This is a genomic window from Intestinimonas sp. HCP28S3_D6, from assembly GCF_052065695.1.
GTDB lineage: Bacteria > Bacillota > Clostridia > Oscillospirales > Oscillospiraceae > Intestinimonas.
Window position 1 is genome coordinate 61,142 of the sequence record NZ_JBQHTM010000009.1, and the last position, 24,388, is coordinate 85,529.

27 protein-coding genes are annotated in these 24,388 nt (G+C 62.1%); 22 read left to right on the forward strand and 5 right to left on the reverse strand.

What is annotated here, in order from left to right; genetic code table 11:
* Positions 1–114 precede the first annotated feature (114 nt).
* The 7 genes from ACTNBK_RS05055 to pgsA are packed head-to-tail and all read left to right on the forward strand — an operon-like array spanning position 115 to position 6,220.
* Complete coding sequence (locus ACTNBK_RS05055) at positions 115–1,095, forward strand: DUF1385 domain-containing protein (protein ID WP_441144163.1); 981 nt, start codon at positions 115–117, stop codon at positions 1,093–1,095.
* Positions 1,096–1,138: 43 nt separating this feature from the next.
* Complete coding sequence (gene prmC / locus ACTNBK_RS05060) at positions 1,139–2,002, forward strand: peptide chain release factor N(5)-glutamine methyltransferase (RefSeq protein ID WP_441144165.1); 864 nt, start codon at positions 1,139–1,141, stop codon at positions 2,000–2,002.
* 38 nt (positions 2,003–2,040) lie between these two features.
* On the forward strand, positions 2,041–3,153 hold the full coding sequence (gene recA, locus ACTNBK_RS05065) for a recombinase RecA (RefSeq protein WP_441144167.1): 1,113 nt from the start codon (positions 2,041–2,043) through the stop codon (positions 3,151–3,153).
* Positions 3,140–3,769, forward strand: coding sequence for a regulatory protein RecX (locus tag ACTNBK_RS05070; RefSeq protein WP_441144169.1), 630 nt, complete (start codon positions 3,140–3,142; stop codon positions 3,767–3,769). The genes recA and ACTNBK_RS05070 overlap by 14 nt, the downstream gene beginning before the upstream one ends.
* Positions 3,766–4,341 carry a nitroreductase family protein gene (locus ACTNBK_RS05075; protein ID WP_441144171.1) on the forward strand — a complete coding sequence of 192 codons (576 nt, stop codon included), beginning with the start codon at positions 3,766–3,768 and terminating at the stop codon, positions 4,339–4,341. Before ACTNBK_RS05070 ends, ACTNBK_RS05075 begins: the two co-directional genes overlap by 4 nt.
* A gap of 27 nt (positions 4,342–4,368) precedes the next feature.
* Positions 4,369–5,688 (forward strand): 30S ribosomal protein S12 methylthiotransferase RimO, encoded by a 1,320-nt coding sequence (gene rimO / locus ACTNBK_RS05080; RefSeq protein ID WP_441144173.1) that lies wholly within the window; start codon positions 4,369–4,371, stop codon positions 5,686–5,688.
* 4 nt (positions 5,689–5,692) lie between these two features.
* Positions 5,693–6,220: a CDP-diacylglycerol--glycerol-3-phosphate 3-phosphatidyltransferase gene (gene pgsA / locus ACTNBK_RS05085; protein WP_294515052.1), complete on the forward strand. Its 528-nt coding sequence runs from the start codon at positions 5,693–5,695 to the stop codon at positions 6,218–6,220.
* Positions 6,221–6,278: 58 nt separating this feature from the next.
* Here the strand turns inward: pgsA and ACTNBK_RS05090 are convergent, their stop codons facing one another.
* Positions 6,279–6,779, reverse strand: a complete 501-nt coding sequence (locus tag ACTNBK_RS05090) for a zinc-ribbon domain-containing protein (protein WP_441144175.1) — start codon at positions 6,777–6,779, stop codon at positions 6,279–6,281.
* A gap of 153 nt (positions 6,780–6,932) precedes the next feature.
* Between ACTNBK_RS05090 and ACTNBK_RS05095 the strand changes: the two genes are divergently transcribed.
* The 3 genes from ACTNBK_RS05095 to cysS all read left to right on the forward strand — a co-directional run bounded on the left by ACTNBK_RS05095 (position 6,933) and on the right by cysS (position 10,017).
* Complete coding sequence (locus ACTNBK_RS05095; protein ID WP_441144177.1) at positions 6,933–7,556, forward strand: zinc ribbon domain-containing protein; 624 nt, start codon at positions 6,933–6,935, stop codon at positions 7,554–7,556.
* 347 nt (positions 7,557–7,903) lie between these two features.
* Positions 7,904–8,557: a serine O-acetyltransferase EpsC gene (epsC, locus tag ACTNBK_RS05100; RefSeq protein WP_441144179.1), complete on the forward strand. Its 654-nt coding sequence runs from the start codon at positions 7,904–7,906 to the stop codon at positions 8,555–8,557.
* Positions 8,558–8,571: 14 nt separating this feature from the next.
* Complete coding sequence (cysS, locus tag ACTNBK_RS05105; protein WP_441144181.1) at positions 8,572–10,017, forward strand: cysteine--tRNA ligase; 1,446 nt, start codon at positions 8,572–8,574, stop codon at positions 10,015–10,017.
* A 74-nt stretch (positions 10,018–10,091) separates the two neighbouring features.
* Here cysS and ACTNBK_RS05110 read toward each other — a convergent pair whose 3' ends face one another.
* The 3 genes from ACTNBK_RS05110 to ACTNBK_RS05120 all read right to left on the reverse strand — a co-directional run bounded on the left by ACTNBK_RS05110 (position 10,092) and on the right by ACTNBK_RS05120 (position 12,260).
* Positions 10,092–10,712, reverse strand: coding sequence for a DUF4230 domain-containing protein (locus ACTNBK_RS05110; protein ID WP_441144183.1), 621 nt, complete (start codon positions 10,710–10,712; stop codon positions 10,092–10,094).
* 124 nt (positions 10,713–10,836) lie between these two features.
* The gene (locus ACTNBK_RS05115) at positions 10,837–11,019 is read right to left on the reverse strand and encodes a hypothetical protein (RefSeq protein WP_441144185.1); all 183 of its coding nucleotides are present in this window, start codon (positions 11,017–11,019) and stop codon (positions 10,837–10,839) included.
* A 56-nt stretch (positions 11,020–11,075) separates the two neighbouring features.
* A complete protein-coding gene (locus ACTNBK_RS05120; protein ID WP_441144187.1) occupies positions 11,076–12,260 on the reverse strand; it encodes a M20 family metallopeptidase in 1,185 nt (394 codons plus the stop codon).
* 182 nt (positions 12,261–12,442) lie between these two features.
* Here ACTNBK_RS05120 and ACTNBK_RS05125 point away from each other — a divergent pair, with 182 nt between their 5' ends.
* From ACTNBK_RS05125 to ACTNBK_RS05170, 10 genes are all read left to right on the forward strand, one after another.
* Positions 12,443–13,813 carry an MATE family efflux transporter gene (locus ACTNBK_RS05125; protein ID WP_441144189.1) on the forward strand — a complete coding sequence of 457 codons (1,371 nt, stop codon included), beginning with the start codon at positions 12,443–12,445 and terminating at the stop codon, positions 13,811–13,813.
* A gap of 166 nt (positions 13,814–13,979) precedes the next feature.
* A complete protein-coding gene (locus tag ACTNBK_RS05130) occupies positions 13,980–14,540 on the forward strand; it encodes a hypothetical protein (RefSeq protein ID WP_441144191.1) in 561 nt (186 codons plus the stop codon).
* Positions 14,541–14,677: 137 nt separating this feature from the next.
* Positions 14,678–15,079 carry a Mini-ribonuclease 3 gene (locus tag ACTNBK_RS05135; RefSeq protein ID WP_441144193.1) on the forward strand — a complete coding sequence of 134 codons (402 nt, stop codon included), beginning with the start codon at positions 14,678–14,680 and terminating at the stop codon, positions 15,077–15,079.
* Positions 15,080–15,085: 6 nt separating this feature from the next.
* Entirely contained in the window at positions 15,086–16,717 is a 1,632-nt protein-coding gene (locus tag ACTNBK_RS05140; RefSeq protein WP_441144195.1) for an Rqc2 family fibronectin-binding protein, read from the forward strand.
* Positions 16,718–16,748: 31 nt separating this feature from the next.
* A complete protein-coding gene (locus ACTNBK_RS05145; protein WP_441144197.1) occupies positions 16,749–17,072 on the forward strand; it encodes a hypothetical protein in 324 nt (107 codons plus the stop codon).
* Entirely contained in the window at positions 17,072–17,761 is a 690-nt protein-coding gene (locus tag ACTNBK_RS05150) for a response regulator transcription factor (RefSeq protein WP_441144199.1), read from the forward strand. Before ACTNBK_RS05145 ends, ACTNBK_RS05150 begins: the two co-directional genes overlap by 1 nt.
* A 95-nt stretch (positions 17,762–17,856) precedes the next feature.
* Positions 17,857–18,780 (forward strand): ABC transporter ATP-binding protein, encoded by a 924-nt coding sequence (locus tag ACTNBK_RS05155; protein ID WP_441144201.1) that lies wholly within the window; start codon positions 17,857–17,859, stop codon positions 18,778–18,780.
* Positions 18,773–19,546, forward strand: coding sequence for an ABC transporter permease (locus ACTNBK_RS05160; protein WP_441144203.1), 774 nt, complete (start codon positions 18,773–18,775; stop codon positions 19,544–19,546). Before ACTNBK_RS05155 ends, ACTNBK_RS05160 begins: the two co-directional genes overlap by 8 nt.
* 18 nt (positions 19,547–19,564) lie before the next feature.
* On the forward strand, positions 19,565–20,350 hold the full coding sequence (locus ACTNBK_RS05165) for a hypothetical protein (RefSeq protein WP_441144205.1): 786 nt from the start codon (positions 19,565–19,567) through the stop codon (positions 20,348–20,350).
* Positions 20,351–20,367: 17 nt separating this feature from the next.
* Positions 20,368–21,249 (forward strand): sensor histidine kinase, encoded by an 882-nt coding sequence (locus ACTNBK_RS05170; RefSeq protein ID WP_441144207.1) that lies wholly within the window; start codon positions 20,368–20,370, stop codon positions 21,247–21,249.
* A 56-nt stretch (positions 21,250–21,305) separates the two neighbouring features.
* Here the strand turns inward: ACTNBK_RS05170 and ACTNBK_RS05175 are convergent, their stop codons facing one another.
* The gene (locus ACTNBK_RS05175) at positions 21,306–21,995 is read right to left on the reverse strand and encodes a hypothetical protein (protein ID WP_441144209.1); all 690 of its coding nucleotides are present in this window, start codon (positions 21,993–21,995) and stop codon (positions 21,306–21,308) included.
* Positions 21,996–22,230: 235 nt separating this feature from the next.
* Here ACTNBK_RS05175 and udp point away from each other — a divergent pair, with 235 nt between their 5' ends.
* Together udp and ACTNBK_RS05185 are read left to right on the forward strand one after the other, a co-directional pair.
* Positions 22,231–23,004 (forward strand): uridine phosphorylase, encoded by a 774-nt coding sequence (udp, locus tag ACTNBK_RS05180; RefSeq protein ID WP_294510164.1) that lies wholly within the window; start codon positions 22,231–22,233, stop codon positions 23,002–23,004.
* Between the two features lie 111 nt (positions 23,005–23,115).
* A complete protein-coding gene (locus ACTNBK_RS05185; protein WP_441144211.1) occupies positions 23,116–24,186 on the forward strand; it encodes a tetratricopeptide repeat-containing glycosyltransferase family 2 protein in 1,071 nt (356 codons plus the stop codon).
* The last annotated feature ends 202 nt before the right edge of the window (positions 24,187–24,388 follow it).

Genomic DNA, 24,388 nt, shown 5'->3' on the forward strand with positions numbered 1-24,388 from the left:
ATTTTCTCTTGCTTTTCCCAACCTCCTTTGCTATGATGGAAGTTGGGCCGATTCGCCCCCCACTTTCTGTATCGGGGCTTAAGATCTTTATCAATCAGAGGAGAACCTGAATCCATGGCAGAAAAACAGAGCCAGGCCTGCGCTACGCCCTTCCGTACCATGATCGGCGGGCAGGCCCTCATCGAAGGGATCATGATGATGGGTCCCGACAAGAAATCCATCGTGGTCCGCCGCCCCGACGGGGGGCTGGAGGTCAAGACCGAGGAGCGCAAGCTCATCAAAGACCGCCATCCGATCCTGGGCTGGCCCTTCATCCGGGGTGTGGTCAACTTTTGCGTGTCCATGTATACCGGCGTCACCGCTCTAATGTACTCGGCGGAATTTTACCCCGAGGACGATGAGCCGGAGGAGCCTTCCCGCTTCGAGAAGTGGCTGGACGAGAAGCTGGGCAGCGAGAAGGCAATGGCCTTCTTCACAACCCTGGCCGTCATCATCGGTATGGCCTTCTCCGTGGGCCTTTTCTTCGTGCTCCCCACGCTCCTGTCCGGCGGCGTCATGTGGTTTTTCCCTAATATCCCGCTGTGGGTCCGCAACCTGGTGGAGGGGGCCACCCGGGTGGTCATCTTTCTGGGCTACCTGATTTTGTGCTCCAAGACCAAGAGCATTCGAAGGGTGTTCTCTTACCATGGCGCCGAGCACAAGACCATCTTCTGCTACGAAAAGGGCCTGGAACTCACCATTGAGAACGTTCGGATCCAGCCTAAGCACCACCCCCGCTGCGGAACCAGCTTCCTCTTCGTGGTCATTGTGGTGTCCATCCTGCTCTCCAGCATCGTTTTCTCCTTCTGGAAGTTTACCAACCCCTGGCTGCGGACCCTGGTCCACCTGGTCCTGCTTCCGGTGGTGGTGGGCCTCACCTGGGAGATCAACCGCTATGTGGGCGGACATGACAACCTGTTGTGCCGGGCCATCCGGCGGCCGGGTATGGCTATCCAGCGATGGACTACCTTTGAGCCCGACGACTCCATGATCGAGGTGGGCATTGAGGCCCTCAAGCAGGTGCTGCCGGAAGAAAAGGGAAAGGATCAGTGGTAAATTCGGAAAAACCCTGATATCAAAACAGACAGAGGGTGATTCTATGGCGACCACCTACAACAATCTATACCTGGATACCCGAAAACGCCTGCGGGCCCACGGGGTGGAAATGGCCCAGCTGGAGGCCCGGGAACTGGTGTGTTTTGCCGCCGACAAGACCCGGGAGCAGTTTTTCCGGGATCTGTCTCTTTACGCATCCAAAGAGGTGGAGGAGAAGGTGGAAGAGCTGACCCAACGGCGTCTGGCCGGGGAGCCGGTGGCTTACATCATCGGGGAGTGGGAGTTTTACGGCCTGCCCCTGGACATCTCCAGGGACGTTCTCATTCCCCGGTCCGATACCGAGGTGCTGGCCGAGCGGGCCATTCTGCTGGCCAAGGCGGCGGGAGAGGGGGCCCGGGTGCTGGACCTGTGCGCCGGAAGTGGCTGCGTGGGTCTGGCGGTGGCCGCTCACGCCCCCAACTGCCGGGTGGTGCTGGCCGACCTATCCGAGGCGGCCTTGCGCATCTGCAAACAGAATGTCCGCCGCAACAACCTCAACGCCCGGGTGACCTGCGTCCAGGCCGACGCCACCCAGGCACCGGCGGCCAGCCTGTGGGATTTTGACGTCATTGCCTGCAATCCACCCTACATCCCCCACAAGGACCTGCCCGACTTGGACGTGTCGGTGCGGGACTACGAGCCCTGGGCCGCCTTGGATGGCGGCCTGGATGGGCTGGACTTTTACCGGGACATCGCCCAGCGTTGGGGCACCGCCCTGCGGCTGGGTGGCAGTCTTATCTTTGAGGTTGGCATCGGACAGGCAGCCGATGTGGAGAAGATCATGGCCCAGAACGGATTTGAAAATATTGTGACCCACCAGGACACCCAGGGCATCTGGCGTGTAGTGGAGGGGACCGCCAACCATTGACGCCGGCGCTGCCGGCACTGAGAACGGAGTGAAGTAGTTTGGCAGAAAAAAAGAAATCCATAGTTGAGGCGGCCGCCCCCGCCAGCGATAAGAAAAAGGCCCTGGAGACCTGTATGGCCCAGATTGAGCGGACCTACGGTAAGGGCTCCATTATGCGCCTGGGCGAGAATTCCGGTGTGGTGGTGGAGGCCATTCCCACCGGTTCCCTGTCCCTGGACCTGGCCCTGGGTATCGGCGGCGTGCCTCGGGGACGAATCATCGAGATCTACGGCCCCGAGTCCTCCGGTAAGACCACCTTGGCTCTCCACATTGTGGCCGAAGCCCAGAAGCGGGGAGGCGAGGTGGCCTTCATTGACGCTGAGCACGCCCTGGACCCCTCCTACGCCCGTGCTCTGGGGGTGGACATCGACTCCATGCTCATCTCCCAGCCCGACACCGGTGAGCAGGGCCTGGAGATCTGCGAGGCCCTGGTCCGCTCTGGCGCCATCGACGTGGTGGTGGTAGACTCCGTGGCCGCCCTTACCCCTAAAGCGGAGATTGAGGGTGACATGGGCGACTCCCACGTGGGTCTGCTGGCCCGCCTCATGAGCCAGGCTTTGCGGAAACTGGCCGGTTCCATCGCCAAGACCAACTGTATCGTCATTTTTATCAACCAGCTGCGGGAAAAGGTGGGCGTCATGTACGGCAATCCGGAGGTCACCACCGGCGGTCGGGCCCTGAAGTTCTACGCCTCCGTCCGTATGGATGTGCGGAAGGTGGAAACGTTGAAGAACGGCTCCGAGATGATCGGCAACCACGTTCGGGTGAAGGTGGTCAAGAACAAGGTGGCCCCCCCCTTCCGGCAGGCGGAGTTCGACATCATGTTCGGCCAGGGCATCGCCAAGACCGGTGAGCTCATCGACCTGGGCGTCCAGCTGGACCTGGTGCAGAAGTCGGGCTCCTGGTTCGCCATGGGGGAGACCCGCATGGGCCAGGGCAAGGAGGCCGCCAAGCAGTACCTGCTGGACAACCCCGAGGTGGCTGAGCAGCTGGAGGCCGACATCCGGGCCAACTCCTACAAGCTGCTGCCCACCCAGGCCAAGGCGGCCGCCAAGGCCGCCGGACGGGCGGTAGACGTGACCGCCGAGGATTTCGAGGATGCGGATCAGTAAGCTCTCCGCATCCAAGCATAAAAAAGGCCGCATCCTGGTCCAATTGGACAATGGAGAACTCCTCCGCATCGGTGAGCGGGAGGTGGTGGCCTTCTCCCTGTATGTGGGCAAAGAGCTCACGGGGGAGGAGAAGAACGCCCTGGAAAATGCTGCCCGGGAGAGCGGGCTAAAGGACCGGGCCCTGGGCCTGCTCACCACCCGGCCCCTGTCCCGCAGGGAGCTCACCGACCGACTGGTGGAGCGGGCCGACGCTACGGAGGAAGAGGCCGAGGCGGTGGCCGACGAGCTGGAGCGGCTGGGGCTTCTCAACGACCGTACCTATGCCGAGACCCTGGTGCGGCACTATTCCGCCAAGGGCTACGGTCCCTACCGGCTCCGGGAGGAGCTGCGCCGACGGGGGGTACCCCGGGAATATTGGGACGAAGTCCTGGCTGACCTGGACGACCCGTCGGAGGCCATCGATACCTTTCTGCGCCAGAAGCTCCACGGGAGGATCACCGATCGCCGGGAGCTCAAGCGGGTCTCCGACGCCCTGGCCCGCAGGGGCTACCATTGGACCGACATCAGCGCGGCATTGCGCCGCTATGACGCATCACTGGAGGAGGATGAAATATGAACGCCATGGAATGTCTGCTGACCCGACGCAGTATCCGCAAGTACAAGAGCGATCCCATCCCCCGCGAGACCCTAGAGGAGATCCTGGCGGCGGCCTGCTGTGCCCCGTCGGCCATCAACATGCAGCACTGGTATTTTGTCGTTATCCAGAGCCCGGAAAAGATGGCGGAGTTCCGGGAGGTGATGCGCCGGGTCATGGTGGCCTTCCACCCGGTGCTGGAGGACCGGTTCAAGAAAAATCCGGAGACCATCCAGGAGACCGAGAGCTTCCTGGTGAGTCTGGGCGGGGCCCCGGCTGTGGTGCTGGCCTTCTTCCTCAAGGACAACTTCCCCGACCGGGACGGCGCCATGCAGAGTGTCTCTGCCGCCATTGAGAACCTGATGCTGGCCGCCTGGGAGAAGGGCATCGGCTCCTGCTGGATGTCGGCGGCCCAGCGCATGGGCTTTGGTCCGGAGCTCCAGGCCAAGTACGCCCCTGGCAAGGGCGAGTTTGTCTCCGCCATCGCCCTGGGCTATCCCGACCAGTCTCCCAAGATGCCGCCCCGCCGGGAGGGGCGCTGCGTCTTCCTCTGATCTGAATAAAGAAGGAGAGCATCCACTTTGAAAGTTGCATTCGTATCCCTGGGCTGCGCCAAGAATCTGGTGAACACAGAGCAGATGATGGCTCTGTGCCGAGAGGCGGGCTACACCGTCACCGGGGAGCCCGAGGGGGCCGATGTGGCGGTGGTCAACACCTGCGGCTTTATTGACTCCGCCAAAAGTGAGGCCATCGACACCATTTTGTCCATCGCCCCGCTGAAAAGCGCCGGCAAGCTTAAGAAGCTGCTGGTGGCCGGCTGCCTCACCCAGCGCTACCAGGATGAGATCCTGGAGGAACTGCCCGAGGTGGACGGTATCCTGGGCACCGGCAGCTACACCGACATTGTCCCCGCTATCCAGTCTGTGATGGAGGGGGACACTCCCACCTACTTCGGGGACATTGACCACACCATTGAGGACGGCGAGCGTATGGTGTCCACGCCCCCCTATACCGCCTATCTGAAGATCGCTGAGGGCTGCGACAACCGCTGCGCCTACTGCATCATCCCCTATCTCCGGGGCCGCTACCGCAGCCGGGACTTCGAGTCCCTGCTGGAGGAGGCCAGGGGTCTGGCGGACAGCGGGGTACAGGAGCTGCTGGTCATCGCCCAGGACATCACCCGGTACGGCACCGACCTCTACGGCCGCCGCCGTCTGGCCGAGCTCCTCACCGAGCTTTGCAAAATGCCCTTCCACTGGGTGCGGCTCCACTACCTCTACCCCGATGAGATCGACGACGAGCTCATCGACGTCATCGCCCGAGAGCCCAAGATCGTCAAATACCTGGACATCCCCATCCAGCACATGAGCGACAAGATCCTCAAGTCCATGAACCGCCGGGGAGACAGCGCCCTCATCACCGAGGCGGTGTCCAAGCTGCGGGCTAAGATGCCCGACCTGGTGCTGCGCACCTCCATCATCGTGGGCTTCCCCGGCGAGGGGGAGGCCGAGTTCGAGGAGCTGTGTCGGCGTCTCCCTGAGCTGGATTTCCAGCGGGCCGGGGTATTCCCCTTCTCCTGCGAGGAAGGTACCCCTGCTGCCAAAATGGCCGACCAGGTCCCCGCCGACGTGGCCCAGCACCGGGCCGAGCTGCTGGTGGACCTCCAGTCCCGGGTCATGGACCGCTGGAACGAGGACCGGCTGGGCACCATCATGGAAGTCCTCTGCGAGGGCTTTGATGCCGATATGGGCTGCTGGTCGGGTCGGACCTATGCCGACTCCCCCGACATCGACGGCCACGTGTACTTTACCGCCGCCGGCACCGTGCCCGCCGGGACCTTTGTCAATGTGCGTATCACCGGCGTGTCCGACGGGGACCTGACCGGCGAGATCGAGGAGTGATACCATGAATACAGCCAACAAACTCACCATGACCCGAGTGGTCATGATCCCCATCTTCCTGGCGGTTTTGTACCTGGTCATCCCGCCCTACAACCATTACATTGCCTTGGCCATCTTTATCCTGGCCAGTATCACGGACTTCATCGACGGCTATGTGGCCCGGCACTACAACCAGATTACCGACTTCGGCAAGTTTATGGACCCCCTGGCTGACAAGCTGCTGGTGGTCTCCGCCATGCTCTGGTTCATCGAGAGTGGGCAGATGCCTGCCTGGGCCGTCCTCATTGTGGTGGCCCGGGAGTTTGCCGTCACCGGCCTCCGGCTGGTGGCCGTGGACAATGGCCGTGTCATCGCCGCCGGCTGGTCCGGCAAGGTAAAGACCGCCTCCACCATGGTGTGTATCTGCATCATGCTGCTGAGCATCCCGGCTTGGCTCAACACGGTGTGTGTGGCCGTCATCGTGGTCACCACCCTCTACTCCGGCGTGGAGTACTTTGTCAAGAACCGGGACGTCCTCAACTGGAACAAGTGAGAAAAAGGTCCCCGGCAGTTCAAACGAACTGCCGGGGACCTTTTTTCGTTTTCTCCTGTCAAAAGGCGTGGAAGAGGGAGGCCAGCAGCCAGGTGACCACAGTCCAGATCAGCAGTGCGGTCAGGATGGCCCCCACCGTTTTCCAGAAGGTCATGGGACCGGCGGCCTGCTCCGCCCAAGCCCGGGATTGCTCTTGGGTGAGGTCCACGGCGGCGGTGTCCCGAACCGCCTCCGGGGTCCACACCGACCTGTCCCGGACCACCTTGCAGGTGCAGCTGTGGCGAAGAACATCGTTCAGGTCCCAGACCTCCTTCCAGGTAAGCCCCTGGACCGCCACGGCAGGGCTCTCCTCGGTAAGGGCCTGGGCCTCCGCCTGGGTCAGAGTGAGCCGGTCGTGGAGAATGGCGGCGGTTTTGCCGGGGTTGGGGCCGGGATCGACCAGGATCAGGGCGTACCGGGCAGGGAGGTCGGCGGTACAGAGGGGGTAGCCGCAATGGATGCAGGCGACAGCCAGGTCGGAGACCTCCTTGCCGCACTCGGGGCAGTGGATGAGGGCCATAGATCTTCCTCCTTTGCTGTCTCTTTGTGGTTTCATCATATCATACATCGCCTGAGCCGGGCAAGATGTGACAGAATAATGGAAAAAATCTGAGTAGTCTTGTCACATTTCAAACGGTTCAAACGATATAGAATAGTGAAAGGGGGTATGGAGATGGCATTGATCTGCTGTCCGGAGTGTGGCCGGGAGGTATCGGAGCATGTCGCAGCCTGCATCCACTGTGGCGCATCCCTGAACCAAGCCCAAGAGGAACGGTTCGCTCTGGTACTTCTCTCCGTAAATACGGACTATGAGGGCCTGGTTCAACTGATACAGGAGATAAGCAAGCTGGGGGACCGGGAACAGATCGAGACGCTACTCAGCGCGCCGCCGCTCCTTCTTCGGCGGGGATTGACGCGAAGCGAGGTTCTGTCCTTTCTGAAACGGCTGGGCTCTCGGGCCACCGTAAAGCTGGTTCGGGATGGCGGCGAGACAGAGTCCGAGCTGCTCTCCGCGCCGGAAGTTTCTCCGACCTCTCTGGAGGGACAGGGCCGGGAGAGGACCCTCTGGAAGTGGTGGTCCGGATTGAGCGTTTTCGGTGGACTTCTGCTGATGTGGTGCGCGCCTGTTTTTGGAATGTGGTTCAGATTTGTGTATAATTTACGTGCAGGTGGTATGTGGGCGGAGGATTCCGTCGTTTTCTATGCGTTTATGACGGCGGGCATCCTGCTTACCGGCCTTCTGTTCGCTGTGGGCGGAATGGTCCTCTTCTTCCGCAAGGTGCTCCGAGATATATAAATCTCATCAAGGCGTCCCCGCCGGGGACGCCTTGACACGTTTTCCGGAACATGATAATATACTAGAGACATAGGAGAAACCGGCGCGAGGAACGGAAAGAGTAGCGCGGGGGAGCGTACCGGAAAGAGAGAGACCGTCACCGGCTGAAAGCGGTCTTACGGCAGTCCTGCGTGAAGTGCATCCGGGAGCGCGGGGGCGTAATGCCCCACGGCCAGGCCCCGTTACAGGCCCGCGAGCGAGAAACGAGAGTGGAACCGCGTACGTGGATCAACGGCGCCTCTCATGCCTTCGGGCATGAGAGGCGTTTTTGCGTCTGGCCCAAACCCAGATAGAACGGGAGGTACCCCATGTTCAAACGACTTTCTGAGACCCTGGGCGCCTATCAGGCCCGTGACCCGGCGGCCCGGAGCAAGCTGGAGATCTTTCTCCTCTACCCCGGCGTCCATGCCATCATTTTCCACCGGGTGTCCCACTGGCTCTACCGTCATAAGCTCTTCTTCCTGGCCCGGCTCAATTCTCAGATCGCCCGGCACCTCACCGGCATCGAGATCCACCCCGGCGCCCGGATCGGCCGCCGCTTCGTCATCGACCACGGCATGGGCATCGTCATCGGCGAGACCACCGAGATCGGGGACGACTGCCTCATCTACCACGGGGTCACCCTGGGCGGCACCGGCAAAGACCACGGCAAGCGCCACCCCACCCTGGGCAACAACGTGATGGTGTCCGCCGGGGCTAAGGTGCTGGGCCCCTTCAAGGTGGGGGACGGCGCCCGCATCGCCGCCAACGCCGTGGTCCTGACTGAGATCCCGCCCCAGGCCACCGCTGTGGGCGTCCCCGCACGGGTGGTGCGTATCGCCGGTGAGAAGGTGGACTTCGCCTCCTCCGTGGACCAGATCCACGTCACCGACCCAGTGCAGAAGGAGCTCCAGGCTCTTTCCTCCCGGCTGGAGTGGCTGGAAAATTATATTGATGAGCAACATAGAATGGAGAATAGATAAGGAGTCAGACCGCTATGAAACTGTATAATTCCGCGTCCCATACCCGGGAGGACTTTGTCCCCCACACCCCCGGCAAGGTGAGCATGTACACCTGCGGCCCCACCGTCTACCACTTCGCCCACATCGGCAACCTGCGCAGCTACCTCATGGAGGACGTGCTGGAGAAGTTCCTCCGGTACGACGGCTATGACGTGACCCGGGTCATGAACATCACCGACGTGGGCCACCTGGCCTCCGACGCCGACACCGGCGAGGACAAGATGCTCAAGGGCGCCAAGCGGGAGCACAAGACCGTCATGGAGATCGCCCAGTTCTACACCGATGCTTTCTTCGCCGACTGTAAGAAGCTCAACATCAAGTACCCCGACGTGGTCCAGCCCGCCACCGGCATGATCGACAGCTATATCAAGGTCATCACCAAGCTGATGGACACCGGCTACGCCTACTTTGCCGGCGGCAACGTCTACTTTGACACCTCCAAGCTGGACCACTACTATGTCTTTAACGACCACGACGAAGAGGACCTGGCGGTGGGCGTCCGGGAGGGCGTGGAGGCCGACGAGAACAAGCGGAACAAGACCGACTTCGTCCTGTGGTTCACTAAGAGCAAGTTCGAGGACCAGGCCCTGAAGTGGGACTCTCCCTGGGGCGTGGGTTATCCCGGCTGGCACATCGAGTGCTCCTGCATCTCCATGAAGTACCTGGGGGAGTACCTGGACATCCACTGCGGCGGCGTGGACAACGCCTTCCCCCACCACACCAATGAGATTGCCCAGTCCGAGGCCTATCTTGGCCACCCCTGGTGCAAGTACTGGGTCCACATCGCACACCTGGACACCGCAGGAGGCAAGATGAGCAAGTCCAAGGGTGAGTTTACCACCGTCTCCACCCTGGAGGAGAAGGGCTACGACCCCCTGGTCTACCGCCTCTTCTGCCTCCAGTCCCACTACCGGAAGGCCCTGGTCTTCACCTACGAGAACCTGGACAACGCCAAGGCCGCCTATGAGAAGCTGGTGGGCCGGGTGGCCGCTCTCAAGCCGGAGGGCGCCGCCGACGAGGCCGCCATGGCCAAGTACGACACCGCCTTCCGGGAGGCCCTGGGCAACGACCTCAACACCTCCCTGGCCGTCACCCGCCTCTACGACGTCCTCAAGGCCAAGGACCTGAGCGACGCCGACAAGGCCGCCCTGGTGGGGCGGTTCGACCAGGTGCTGGGTCTGGACCTTCTGGAGAAGGCGGAGGCCAAGCGTGCCGAGCAGGCCAAGGCCACCACCACCTCCGCCGGCGGCTACACCGTCACCGGTGAGGGGGACGCCGAGATCGACGCCCTGGTCCTCCGGCGGGGCGAGGCCAAGAAGGCCAAGAACTTCGCCGAGGCCGATGCCATCCGCGATGAGCTGAAGGCCAAGGGCATCGAGGTCACCGACGTGCCCGGCGGCGCCGTGTGGAAGCGGACCTGAGCCACCCGCCGGAACAGAACAGAAAAAGGCCCTGGCTTCACAGAATGTGAAGCCAGGGCTTTTTTGCAGCCGCTTCAGCGGATGGTCCAGGTGTAGTCGCCGCTGCCGGGGAGGAGGGAGACAAAGGTCTCCACCGCACCACGGGCCTTTTCGGCGGCGTCGGTGAGCAGGCCCTCGTCGATGGCCTTCTGCTCCACCTCCGCCTTCTGGTCCCTGGTAAAGCCGGTGTAGTCCTCGATGGTGATGGGGTTGAAGATGTTGCGGGTCTCGTCAAAGACCTGGAGGCTGTCCTCCGGGATCTCGTGGGAGAGGATCTTGCTCTCCGGCAGGGTGATGGTCACGGCCTTCCGGAGCTCGTCCACGTCCACCTTAGCTCCGCTCAGGTCCACGCCGGCCTTGATGACGCCGTCGTAGGAGACGAGGAAGCTTTTGGTGGTAAAGGGCACCTTCCAGCCGTAGAAGTCCAGCTGATTTTCAAATTTCCCCATGTTGGTGTAGTGGTACTCCACCGATACCAGCTCCTGTACCGACCGGAGCTGCTGGCCCAGCAGGTCGCTGGTGATGGTGGGCTGCTGTTCGCGGCCCCTCCAGAGGGCGCCCAGCCAGAAGGCCAGGAGCAGGAGAAGGACGGCTCCGGCCGCCCAAATGAGCTTGCGCTTCAGGCGAAAAAAGATGTGGGTCTTGGTCTCTGCCACAGGGTGATTCCCCCTTTCTTCCGCATATCATAGCGGAAAACAGGGAAAAATGCAAGCCCAACGGGAAAGTCGGCGAAAAAGGACGACAGCCGCCCGGGCCGGTGGGCCGGGGCGGCTGCCGCTGTCAGGGGTGGTCCTGCCGCCCCATCAGGGCGGAGGCATGGCTGCGCAGGTCGGAAAGGGTGTTGATCTGCTTCATCCGCCCACTGAGCCGGGACTGAATGTCCTCGGGCAGGGCGTGGAGGTAGGCGTCCGCCTCCGGGTCGTGGCGGCACAGGGCGTAGAGATCGGCATAATCCCGCCGCATGGGGCATCACCTCGACGTTAGGTTACCCCGCCCCGCCGCCAGTGACCCCAGGAAGATCATCCCTGCCAGGCCAGCCCCTCCAGGGCGGACCGGGCCAGTAGGGCGGCGTCCACGGCCAGGGCGTCGTCGTCGGTGCGGAATTTGGGGCTGTGCCAGCCGGCGTTCTCCCGGTCCGGGAAGCCGGAGCCCAGCCAATAGAAGAAGTAGGGAACCTCCCGGCCAAACTCGGGAAAATCCTCCGAGCTCATCTCCGGGGCCGTGCCCACGATGTTTTCCTCACCCAGAACGGCGGCCGCCGCCCGCCGGGCCAGGGCGGTCATGGCGGGGGAGTTGGAGAGCAGGGGGGCGGCTTCCTGACAGTCGAAGTCACAGCCACAGCCATAGGCGGCGGCGATGTCCCGGCTGAACTTCTCCACCCGGCCTTGGGCCATCATCCGGGTCTCGTGGGAGAAGGCCCGGATGCTCCCCGTCATGGTGAGAAGGTCGGGGGCGAAGTTCTCCGGCGTGCCGGCGTGGATAGAGCACACGGCGCACACCAGAGGGTCCTCCGGGGCGCTGTTGCGGCTGACCACCGACTGGATGGCCTGGATAATGGCCGCCGCTGGCACGATAACGTCCACGCACTTCTGGGGGGTGCCGCCGTGGCCGGTGACCCCGTGGAGGACGATGGTGAAGTTGGCCTTCTCCGACATGAGGGGACCCTCCTGGACGGCCACCTTTCCGGCGGGGATCTGGGGCCGGTTGTGGACCCCAAAAACGCAGACCGGCTTGGAGGGGAGCTTTTCCCACAGACCGTTGGAGAGCATGGCCCGGGCACCGCCGGTGGTCTCCTCGGCGGGCTGGAAGAGGAAGACCACGTTTCCGGCCAGCGTCTCACGCGTGGCAGAGAGAAGGCGGGCGGCGCCGTAGAGCCCGGCGGTGTGGAAGTCGTGGCCGCAGGCGTGCATAACGCCGGATACCTCCGGCACGACTTCACCCTCCTCTGGTGTCTCCTGGACGATAGCGTCGATGTCGGCCCGAAGGGCCACGGTGGGTCCTGGTTTTCCACCACGGAGCAGGGCGGCACAGCCAGTTTCCATGTTCAGGTCGATGAGCTCCAGCCCCAGAGCCGTTAGCTTTTCCTTCAGAAGAGCGGTAGTGCGCGTCTCCCGCCAGCTCAATTCCGGGTGGCGGTGGAGGTCGTCTTTGAGCTGCTTGAGCGCCGGCAGGAATGACTGAGCCTGTTTCAACAAGCTATCCATAGCAATCTGTCCCTCATTTCACGGTGTTGTGTCGGAAGAAACAACAATTCCGAGGCATCACCGGTTGTTTTCGGCGGAGATCTGTATTATAATAATACATCGTTCACCGAACGGGTTCTGGTGTGGGTACCCGCCTATAGTATAGTCCCTGTCATTTTAAATCACAAGGAGGAGACGCCGGGATGGCACAACAGCAGAATGATTTTTCCAAAGGAAGCATACCCAAGACCATCCTGACCTTGGCGGCTCCCATGACACTGGCACAGCTCATCAATGTTCTATACAGCGTGGTGGATCGGATGTACTTAGGGCGTCTGCCCGGCCATTTGGCCCTTACCGGCCTGGGACTCACCATGCCTATCATCTCTATTCTTATGGGCTTTGCCAATCTCTGCGGCATGGGTGGCGCCCCTCTGTGCTCCATCTATCGGGGCAAGGGGGAGAACGAAGAGGCCGAGTATGTGATGGGCAACTCCTTCACCCTGCTTATTATTTTGGGTGTCCTGGCTACGCTGGGCTGCCTGCTGGTGAAGAAACCCATGCTCTACCTCTTCGGTGCCAGTGACGCCACCTTCCCCTATGCCGATGCCTACCTCACCATCTATCTCATGGGAACCCTCTTCGTAATGATCAGTTTGGGCCTCAACCCCTTCATCAACTCCCAGGGTTTTGCCAAGATCGGCATGATGACAGTAGGCTTGGGTGCCGTTGTGAACATCGTGTTGGACCCGGTCTTTATCTTTGTGATGGACATGGGGGTCCAGGGAGCGGCCCTGGCCACTATCCTGGCCCAGGGGTGTTCTGCAGTGTGGGTGCTCCGCTTCCTCACCGGAAAGAAGGCCATCCTGCGTCTGCGCCTGAGCCGGATGCCCCTGACACTTCAGCGGGTGAAAAAGATCCTCTCTCTGGGTCTGGCCGGATTCTTCGTCAACCTCACCAACAGCCTTGTTCAGGTGGTGTGCAACGCCACCCTTCAGACCTGGGGCGGCGACCTCTATGTGGGCGCCATGACCATCGTTAACTCGATCCGCGAAGTGGTATGCATGCCCCTCACCGGTGTGACCAATGGTGCCCAGCCGGTGCTGGGCTTCAACTACGGCGGCGGCCTGTACCGCCGCGTCCGGCAGGGCATCCGCTTCTCCGCCGCTGTGGTGGTCATCTACTCCATCTTGGCCTGGGCGGTCATCATGCTCTTCCCGGAGCTCCTGATCCGGCTTTTCACTACGGAGGACGAGCTGGTTCGGGTAGGGGTGCCCGCTCTGCGTACTTATTTCTCGCTCTTTATGTTCATGTCCTTACAGCTAGCGGGGCAATCCATTTTCACCGCTCTGGGGCGGGCCAAAAACGCAATCTTTTTCTCCCTTCTCCGCAAGGCCTTCATCAATGCCCCGCTCACTCTGCTGCTGCCCTATGTCTTTGGCACCAACGGCGTATTCATTGCCGAGGCCGCCTCGCAGTTCCTGGGAGGGCTGGCCTGCTTCACCACCATGTACTTTGTGGTCTACCGGCCTATGGGCCGGCTGGAGGCTGCGGAAACGAGCGCCTCAACATAAGATGAAACAAACGGCTGCCCGATACCGGGCAGCCGTTTGTTTTATCTGTGTGCAGATGATGGAGACAGGTATGAGCGGGGCGGCAGGAAAAAGGTCCTGAATGCCGCTTCTGCCGGGAAAATCTTTCACAGCTGCGCATAGGATAGGAAAAAGAGGGGGGAGGGATATGGAGCGGCGGTACACGCTGGAGGGCGGCGGTAGTCTGACCGTGCGGGCGGATGAGCTCCGGGCGGTGCTGACGGCGGAGCGGGCATCGGACAGCCGGGGGCTTTACAAGGCCTATCTCCGGGGGCCCACCGGCCGGGCGCTGCTGGGTACTTTGGCACCGGAGAACGGACAGCTCCGGGTCAGACGTACCCTGACCCTAGACACCCTGGAGCGGCAGGGAGCCTGGCCGCCGGTGGGGGGAGAGCTGGAACTGGCCTTTGCCTTCGGGAGGGAGAAGGCGCCCTCCGGATGGAGCTGGATGGAACCGGAGAAGCTGACGTTCGGAGAAGAGACCCTCCGGGCCATGGCGGTCCGGCAGGGGCGGGCCCTCTTCCAACCCATGGACGGGGGGTTCCGGCTGGCCTATCCCTTCTCCTGTGCCCGGCCCTTTCCTCTGCCGGGGCTTTTCTGCCTGGCCAGACTGGGCATGATAGAGGGAGAACGCCACATCTGCTTTCAGTTTGACCGGAAGGGCTGGCCCATTCTACCGGATGGAGGACGGGGAACGGGTGTTTGTTGACCGCCCGGCGGCACTGTGATACACTGTAAAAGAATACCGCTTCGGAGCGGACGAGAATCTGCTGCCCTCCGGAGCCGGGCGATGAGAGCCATGGACAGGCTCCGTGCCCATCCTGAACAGATACGGAGAAGAGATACATGACCGATTATTTCCACTTGCATGCAACACCTGACGAGATCCGGGCAATCAGCAGTCTGGGCCTTGCGCATCTGGGCGACTGCGTCTTCGAGCTGATGGTACGCTCCTGGCTGGTGCTCCGCGGGAAGGCCACCTCCCGGGGACTCCACAAGGCCACTGTCCACTTTGTGGCGGCTCCCGCCCAGGCGGCCATGGCCAAAAAGCTGGAGGGTGTCCTCACCGAGGAGGAGCAGGACGTGTTTCGTCGGGGCCGGAACACCAGTCCCCACACCATTCCCAAGGCGGCCAGCCGGGAGGAGTACCAGACGGCCACCGCCCTGGAGGCCCTCTTCGGCTACCTCTATCTCCAGGGGCGGACGGACCGGCTCAACGAGCTGTTTACCCTGATGATGGAGGAGTGACGCGGCATGGCATTGGATGCGATTTGCCTGACGGCAGTGCTGGAGGAGCTTAGAAAGGTGCTGGAGGGCGGACGGATCGATAAGGTCTATCAGCCCAGCCGGGACGAGATTGTCCTGGCTGTCCGGGGCGCGGGAGCAAATGTGAAGCTCCTTCTCTCCGCCAGCCCCAACGGTCCCCGGCTGCACCTGACCAAGGAGGTCCGGGAGAACCCAGCCCAGCCCCCCATGTTCTGTATGCTTCTGCGCAAGCACCTCACCGGCGCACGGTTCCTCCGGCTGGAGCAGCCGGAGCTGGAGCGCATCGTGTTGCTGCGGCTGGAATCCACCGACGAGCTGGGGGACAAGGTCGGCCGCACTCTGGTGCTGGAGGCCATGGGCCGCCGGGCCAACCTCATTCTGCTGGACGGCGAGGACCGGATCATCGACTGTGTCCGCCGGGTAGAGGGAGATGTGGCCACCGGCCAGCGGGGCGTCATGCCCGGCCTCCTCTACCGGCTCCCAGACCCCAGGCCGGGGCTGCCCCCGCTGCTGGAGCGGGAGCTGGATTTCCGATCCAACGGTGTGAGCCGGGGGGAGAGTTTAGCGGAGAAGCTGGAGCGTCTCAAGGAGGCGGTGGGCCCCGAGGGCTATGTGCCCTATGGCCTTGTGCGGGAGGACAAGCTGGTGGACTTCACCTTCCTCCCCATCCTCCAGTACGGGCCGAGTACGGAGCTCCGGCGCCATGAGAGCTTTTCCAAGCTCCTGGACGACTTTTATGCCAGTCGGGCCACAGCGGAGAAGGTGGGCCAGCGGGGCGCCGACCTCCAGAAGGCGGTGAGCCGGGTCCGGGACCGGGTGGCCAGGCGTGTGGCCCAGCAGGAGCTGGAGCGGGAGGCTACCAAGGACCGGGAGCGGAAGCGGGAGCTGGGGGATATCCTCACCTCCAACCTCTACGCCCTCAGTAAGGGCATGGGGACGGTGCGCCTTACCGACTACTACGACCCCGAGGGCCGGGAGGTGGATATCCCCCTGGACCCTCTTCTCACCCCACAGCAGAACGCCGCCAAGTACTATAAGGAGTACAACAAGGCCAAGACGGCCGAGGTGGTGCTGGGGGAGCAGATTGAGAAGGGGCGGCGGGAGCTGGAGTACCTGGACAGCGTGCTGGAGGCCATCACCCTGGCCGAGGGCGAGCGGGACCTGGCGGAGATTCGCCAGGAGCTCACCGACACCGGCTACCTCCGCCGGGGCGCCAAGGCGGCCAAGCGGATGAAGGTGGCGGCCAAGCCCATGGAGTTCCGCTCCACCGCCGGACTGCGGATCTCAGTGGGTAAGAACAATATCCAGAATGATCTCCTCACTGCCAAACAGGCGGGAAAGGGGGATCTGTGGCTCCACACCCAGAAGATCCACGGCTCCCACGTGATCTTGTGGACTGAGGGACGGACTCCAGACGCCGGGAGCATCGAGGAGGCGGCCAAGCTGGCAGCCTGGTTCTCCCAGGCCCGGGACGGGAAAAAGGTGCCGGTGGATTACACTCCGGTGAAGTATGTAAAAAAGCCTGCCGGGGCAAAGCCGGGCATGGTGGTCTACACCACCTACCAGACCGCTTATGTGGACCCGGACGGGGAGCTGGCCAAGCGGCTGCGAGTAAAATAAAAAAGGCGGAAAAACGGGAGGCGTATGTGATATGAAATGGGTCTGTTGGGAGTGCGGCCACGAAAACCACTATCATTTTATTAAAGCTGTGCAAGACAAGTGCCCTCAGTGCGGCGCACAGCTGAAGATCAGCCAGGCTCCGCTGGCCAGCTCCAGCAACATCGCCGGATTTTTGCTGATGTTCGGCGGTGTGTTCTGGGGCTATGACAATCTGGTGGACAAGTATATGAGCTTTACCACCTTTGGCATCCTTGCGGTGCTCTTTGCCCTTGTGGTGGGGGTCCTCATGGTGCTGCTGGGGTTGTCCCTCTATAACCGGGCGGCCAGGGATCACAGGGAGGGGGAGCGGCTCTGATGGAGACCTGCCACATCCTGGTGGTAGAGGACGACCAGGACATCAACCGGCTCCTGTGCCGCATCCTCGCCGATGGTGGCTATGACGTACGTCCGGCCTTTTCCGGCAGCGAGGCGGTGCTGTGGGCGGAACAGTATGACTACGACCTGGTGCTGCTGGACCTGATGCTGCCGGGGATCACCGGTGAGGAGTTCATCGCCCGGATGCGGAAGAAGCGCACTATGCCTATTATCGTCCTCTCGGCCAAGGCTGGACTGGAGGACCGGGTGAACGTGCTGCGGCTGGGTGCCGACGACTTTATTCCCAAGCCCTTTGACAACGCCGAGGTCCTGGCCCGGGTGGAGGCACAGCTCCGCCGGTACAAGCAGTTTTCAGCGCCCGGCGGCGGCCAGGTGCTGCGCTGCGGGGATCTGGAGCTGGACCGGGAGGCCATCCGGGTCACCGCCGGAGGGAGAGAGGTGACCCTCACCGCCCGGGAGTTCGAGATCCTCGCCCTTCTCATGTCCCATCCCAGGAAGGTCTTTACCCGGGAGCAGCTCTATGAGAGCGCCTGGGGCGGGGAATATATGGGGGATGACAACACCGTGAACGTACACATCTCCAACTTGCGCTCCAAGCTCTCCAAGGTATCGGACCAGGAGTATATCAAGACGGTGTGGGGCATCGGCTTCAAGATGAACGTGGAGTGAGGATGGATTTAATCTTTTCTTCACCTTTGCTTTATGCAGGCTTGCTGCCTTTCCGCTATGATGGAACCAAGATCAAAAGGAAAGGCTGATGCCAGATGTCAGAACCCATCTTAGTGACCCGCGGGCTCACCAAGAAATACGGTGCCAACCTGGCGGTGGAGGATGTGGAGCTCCAGCTGGAGAAGGGCCAGATCTACGGCCTGGTAGGCCGCAACGGAGCGGGCAAGACCACCATCATCCGCATGCTCACCGCTCAGACTGTGCCTACCTCCGGGGAGATTGAGCTCTTCGGCGAGACCACTGAAAAGGGGCTCTCTGCCGCCCGGGCCCGGCTGGGGGCCATGGTGGAAATCCCCAGCTTCTACCCCTACCTCACCGCCTCCGAGAACCTGGAGTACTACCGCCGCCAGCGGGGCATCCCCGGTCGGGACTGTGTGTCCCGGGTGCTGGACCAGGTGGGCCTGGGAGGGACGGGAAAGAAAAAGTTCAAGCAGTTTTCACTGGGCATGAAGCAGCGGCTGGGGTTGGCCCTGGCGCTCATGGACAACCCCGATCTGCTGCTGCTGGACGAGCCCATCAACGGCCTGGACCCGGAGGGGATCGTGGAGTTCCGCAACCTGTTGTTGGAACTCAACCGCCAGCGGGAGACCACCATCCTCATCTCCAGCCACATCCTGTCGGAGCTCTCCAATGTGGCCACCCACTACGGCTTTTTGGACAAGGGCCACATGCTGGAGCAGATCTCCGCCCAGAAGCTGAGGGAGAAGTGCCGGGCCTGTCTCCAGCTCACGGTGGACGACGCCTCCAGAGCCGCCCTGGCCCTGGAGCAGCGTCTGGACACCCGGGAGTACGAGGTGCTCCCCGGCAATGTGCTGCGGCTCTATGCCTTCCTGGACCGACCCCAGGTGGTCACCGCCGCCCTTGTGGAGGAGGGCGTGGCTCTCATCGGGGCGGAGAGCAAGAATGCCGATCTGGAGGACTACTTCCTGGGCCTGATTGGAGGTGTCTGCCATGCTTGACTACCTCCGTGCCGAGTGCTATAAGATGCTCCACCGTTCCTACCTTTGGATCGCCCTCCTGATCGTGGGAGGACTGGAGCTGGTGCTGGTCCTGCTGTGGGCCTGGCTCAATGGGGACGCAGTCAATATGACGGCCTCCGCGGGTTTCACCATGGTGCTCTATCTTCTCTCAGCGGGATACTACGCCACTGCCATTACCTCGGACATTGTATTTTCTGACCAGTATAAATGCAATACCCTGAAAAATGAGGTGGCCTGCGGTCTGCCCCGGAGTCGGATCTACCTGGGAAAGCTTTTTGCCTCCTGCCTGTTGTCCATCGGCGCCTGCGCCGTGCTGCTGGGCTGGTATGCGCTGCTGTGCGCCCTCCTGTTGCCGGGGGATGGTGCCGCCCTGGAGGCTTTAAAGGTGCTGGGCTTTGCCCTGCTGTGCGCCTTCCCGGTGTGGCTGGGCTCCCAGGCCTTCTACCTCTTTTGTTTCTTCTCCATCCGTGGAAACACCGCCGCCACCATTGTGAGTGTCTGCATCATCGCTCTATTCGGACAGATGCTCACCTTCCTCTCCCTGCTGGTGAGCCTGCCCGCCCCCGCCCTGGCGGACGCTCTGCTGGCGGTCCGGGGTCTGCTCCTTACCACGCCTCTGGAGAACATCACCGACGCCATCTGGGACTGGTCCCGGGTGGGCTGGGCCTGGGCAGTGGGTGCGGGCTGGTGTGTGGGTACCACGGCCCTGGGTCTGTGGTGCTTCCGCCGGCGCGAGATCAGCTGAAAGGAGGCCGGGACGGCCATGCTCAACTATCTCAGTGCCGAGCTGTGGCGGATGACCCGGCGGAGGACCGCCTGCCTGGGCTGGGGGATCTATTTGCTCCTGACCTTTTTGACGGGGCTCACGCTCCGGGGGAATCCGCCTTCGGAATGCCTCCTGGCCTTCCGAAACTTTATGGTCATAGGGCTCTATGTGGCCTTTCCGCTGGCAGATTGGGCCGGGGGCGGGGTGGACCGGGCGGGGAGTCTAACCAACGAGGTCTCCTTCGGCCTGCCTCGGCTCCGGATTTACCTGGGCAAGCTCTCTGCCGCCCTGCTCGTGGGGGTGGTCCTCTTTCTGCTCACCACCGTGGCCTTTTTCCTGGGGGCGCTGACGCCGGAGGCCGTACTGGGGACAGCAGGAGAGGAGCGACAGCTGGTGGGTGTCGGGCTTCTGCTGGCCATGTGCAACTCTCTGCCCCGGTATGTGGGGGCGGTGTCCCTGGCCTATTTCCTGGCTTTCACCCTCCGCCCCGCCGGGGTAGGCACAGTGCTCTACTACCTCTACATCACCATAGGGGAACTGACCTTGGCTGCTGTCCGGGTGATGGACATGGGGGTAATGGGCCACTTGATCAACCGTCTGGCCGAGACGGTGCGTCCCTTTTTGCTCAGCAATACCTACTTCAGCTACGGTACCGAAATCGCCTCCTCCGCCCGAGGAGACGGCGCCTGGCCCTTGGGCAACAGCTGGCTGACGGGAGCCCTGTGGATGGGACTCACCACGGGGCTGGGACTGCTGCTGTTCCGGCGTCGGGAGATCCGATAGAAAGGGGAGAAGCGAGCATGCTCATCCTGCTGGTGGTACTGGGCCTGCTCTGCCTGGTGCTGGGCCTGCGGCTCTATGCTCTGGAGCGGGACATCCGTACCTGTGCCAAGCAGCTCCGCTCCGGGCGGCCCAGGGTATCCATGGCGGCCCCTAACGCCGCGGCGGAGGAGCTGCTCACGGCCATCAACGCCCTGCTGGACCTGCGGGAGCGGGAAGAGGGGGACTATCGCCGTCAGGAGCAGACCATCCGGCAGCAAATTTCCAACATCTCCCACGATCTGCGCACCCCCCTTACCTCCATCCTGGGGTATCTCCAGCTGCTGGAGGGGGAGGGCCTGACGGCGGAGGAGCGGCGGGAGTATCTGACCATCGTCCAGGGCCGGGCCAAGGCCCTCCAGAGTATGATCGTCAGCTTCTATGACCTCTCCCGGCTGGAAGGAGGCGAGTACCCCCTCTCCCGGGAGCGTGTGGATCTCTACCACGTGCTCAGTGAGCTGGTGGCGGAGTTTTATAACGACTTTGAAGGATTTGATATGACGGTAGAGCTTCGAGAGGGGCTGCCGGCCGTGATCGCCGACCCGGCGGGGGTGTTGAGGGTATTCACCAACCTCATCCGCAACGCCATGGAGCACGGCAGATCCAGAATGTCCATTCTTCTTTATCAGGAGGGCGATGAGGTGGTGTCCGTCTTCGCCAATGACGCTCCCGGCCTAACTCAGGAGGATGTGAAGCACGTGTTTGACCGGTTCTTTACCGCCGACAAGATGCGCACCGGCCAGTCCACCGGACTGGGCCTGGCCATTGTGAAGGCCCTGGTGGAGCGAATGGGGCATACCGTATCCGCCGAGCTGGACGGAGACCTCTTTCGTGTAGTGGTACGCTGGTGTGTGGCCAAGTAAGGAAAAACCGCCGCTTTTCTGGATATTACCAGAAAAGCGGCGGTTTTGAGTTGAATTCAGATGGTCCACTCGCTGTGGATCACACCCACGAGCCGATAGGAGCCGTTGCCGTCCGTGTCGCGAAAGACCAGCTTAAGGGCACACCAGTCCAGGCCGCCCACCTCCGGGTCCTGACCCGGGAAGTAGTACTCCAAAAAACGGTCCCCCGGATAGGCGTCCTGTACGTTCTCCAGGGAGTTGCCGGAGGAGAGGACAGAGTCTACTCCGATGATGGGAGCCTGGGTATAGTCAGTGTTAAAGACGTAGGTGTCCAGATATTCCGGTAGCGTCATGGTGATGGGGTCCCCCTTGCCCTGGGTATAGCCCCAGACATAACGGGTGCCGTTGGCGCCCGCCTGGGAGAGCTGGTCGGGGGAAAAAGTGAGATCGCTGTGGGGGTCCACGGTAGAATAGGGGGTAAAGGTAACGCCCCGTTCCGGGTCCACCAAAGTGGACAACGTCTGGACGTCATCCTTCTTGAGGGCGGAGAGGACGGCGTTTCCCGCATCCAATAGCGGGGCATTACTGTCCGGATCGACGGAGCTTGCAGTGGTGTAGGGACTGAGCAGGGCGGTGCTTGGAGTGGTGGCAGCAGCGGCGTTTGAGGCCAAAAGCCCGCGGCCGTCGAGCTGACTGAAGTTGAGGAGCAGACCGGCGGTGGCACCCAGGATGAGGGCCAGCACGCACAGGAGAGCGCTTCGTTTCATAAATGCCTTCTTTCCACCGGCGAAGAGGTTACGCCGGGTGTTTAAGATGGGGGAGTTCCTCTACCGGAGACGGAAGAGCGGCACTGGCCCCAAACTGGTATACTACATTGTAGCGAAACGACGGAAAAATTGCAATTACAAATGGTTACAACCGGCTGGTAGAAGGCGGTTTTCTTGCAAAAATAGGTGAGATGTGGTAGAATCAAACTACCCTAATGTTACAGGAGGCGAGCAGATGCAGCAGCATGAGCTTCAGTTCCATATTCAGTGTAAAGAAGGCGACGTAGGTCGGTATTGTATTCTGCCGGGCGATCCCGGCCGGTGCGAGAAGATCGCCGCCTATTTTGATGATCCCGTCAAGGTTCAGTCCAACCGGGAATATACCGTCTATACCGGCACGCTCCTGGGGGAGAAGGTTTCCGTGTGCTCCACCGGTATCGGTGGTCCCTCCGCCGTCATCGCCATGGAGGAGCTCCACGCCATCGGTGCCGATACCTTCATCCGGGTGGGCACCTGCGGCGGCATCGCCCTTCAGGTCCAGAGCGACGATGTGGTCATCGCCACCGGCGCCGTCCGCCATGAGGGCGCCAGCCGGGAGTATGCCCCCATCGAGTTTCCCGCCGTATCCGACTACCGAATCCAGGAGGCCCTGGTCCAGGCCGCTAAGAGCCTGGGTAAGCCTTGGCACGCCGGTGTGGTCCAGTGCAAGGACTCCTTCTACGGCCAGCACGACCCCGCCCGCATGCCGGTGAGCTATGAGCTCCAGGCTAAGTGGGAGGCGTGGAAGCGCCTGGGTGTCCTGGCCTCCGAGATGGAGTCCGCCGCCCTCTTCTGCTGCGCCGCCGCCCTGGGCGTGCGTTGCGGCTCCTGCTTCCACGTGGTGTGGAACCAGGAGCGGGAGGCCGCCGGCCTGGATCAGCAGGAAAGCCACGACACCTCCGCCGCCATTGAGGTGGGCATCGAGGCCCTCAAGATCCTCATTCGGGAGGAGCAGGCCAAGCAGGGCTGAAACGAACGCTTGTAAAGAGCGCCCGCGGGTGCGGTCCACAACCGCCCCGCGGGCGCTCTTTTGTCACCATCTCCCCGAGCGGCACATAGGCTGGGCGGAGGAGGTGGTCCCATGGCGACAATCAGCCTTTGCATGATCGTGAAGAATGAGGAGAAGGTGCTGGGCCGCTGCCTGGAGAGCGCGGCGGGGCTGGTGGATGAGATGGTCATCGTGGACACCGGCAGCACCGACGCCACCAGAGAGATGGCCCTGTCCTACACCGACCGGGTCTACGACTTCCCCTGGCGGGACGATTTCGCTGCCGCTCGGAATTTTGCCTTTTCCAAAGGGCGGATGGAGTACCTTATGTGGCTGGATGCCGACGACGTCCTCCTGCCGGAGGACCGGGAGGCCTTCCTGGACCTCAAACGGACCCTGCCCCCCGATGTGGACGTGGTGATGATGCCCTACCACAGTGGTCTGGACGAGGGCGACCGGCCGGTCTTCACCTGTTATCGGGAGCGTCTGGTACGGAATTTAGGGCGTGATTTGTGGGAGGGGGCGGTCCACGAGGCCATCGCCCCCTTCGGAAAGGTGGTCTGGTCCAAGGTGGCGGTGACCCACCGGAAGGAGGGGCCCGGTGATCCAGATCGGAACCTGCGCATCTATGAGCAGAAGCTGGCCCGAGGGGAGGATCTCTCTCCCCGGGAGCGGTTCTACTACGCCCGGGAGCTTATGGACCACCGGCGGTATGGGGCGGCGGCGGAACAGCTGGAGCAGTTTCTGGAGCGGGGCGGCGGCTGGGTGGAGAACGAGATCGAGGCCTGCCGGCTTCTGTCCCGATGCCATCTGGAGGCGGGTGATGACGCCGGTGCCCTCCAGGCCCTGTTGGACAGCTTCCGCTATGACGATCCCAGGGCGGAGACCTGCTGCGCCCTGGGCGCCTATTTTCAAGCCCGTGAGGTGTGGCAGCGGGCCATCTTCTGGTATGAGCTGGCCCTCACCCGGGAGCGGAACGACGAGGGCGGCGGCTTTGTCCAGCCGGACTGCTACGGCTTCCTCCCCTGCATCCAGCTGTGTGTGTGCAATGACCGCCTTGGCCGCCACGCGGAGGCCGAAGCCTGGAACCAGCGGGCAGGCAGCTACAAGCCGGATGACCCCTCCTATCTCTGGAATCTGTCCTATTTCCGTTCTCTGTCCTGAAAAAGTCCCCTGTTTTCCCGACACGGAAAGCAGGGGACTCTTGTCAATTATGATTGACCATGCAACTACTATGTGATATCCTGTACAAGCCCTAGGGAATCTCTGATTTAATCCGCACTACCATAAAGGCTCCGGATGTGGGATAATAACACTATCAACGCAATGGTGGTGTATGGGGATGAAGAAACAGGAAACATTTACG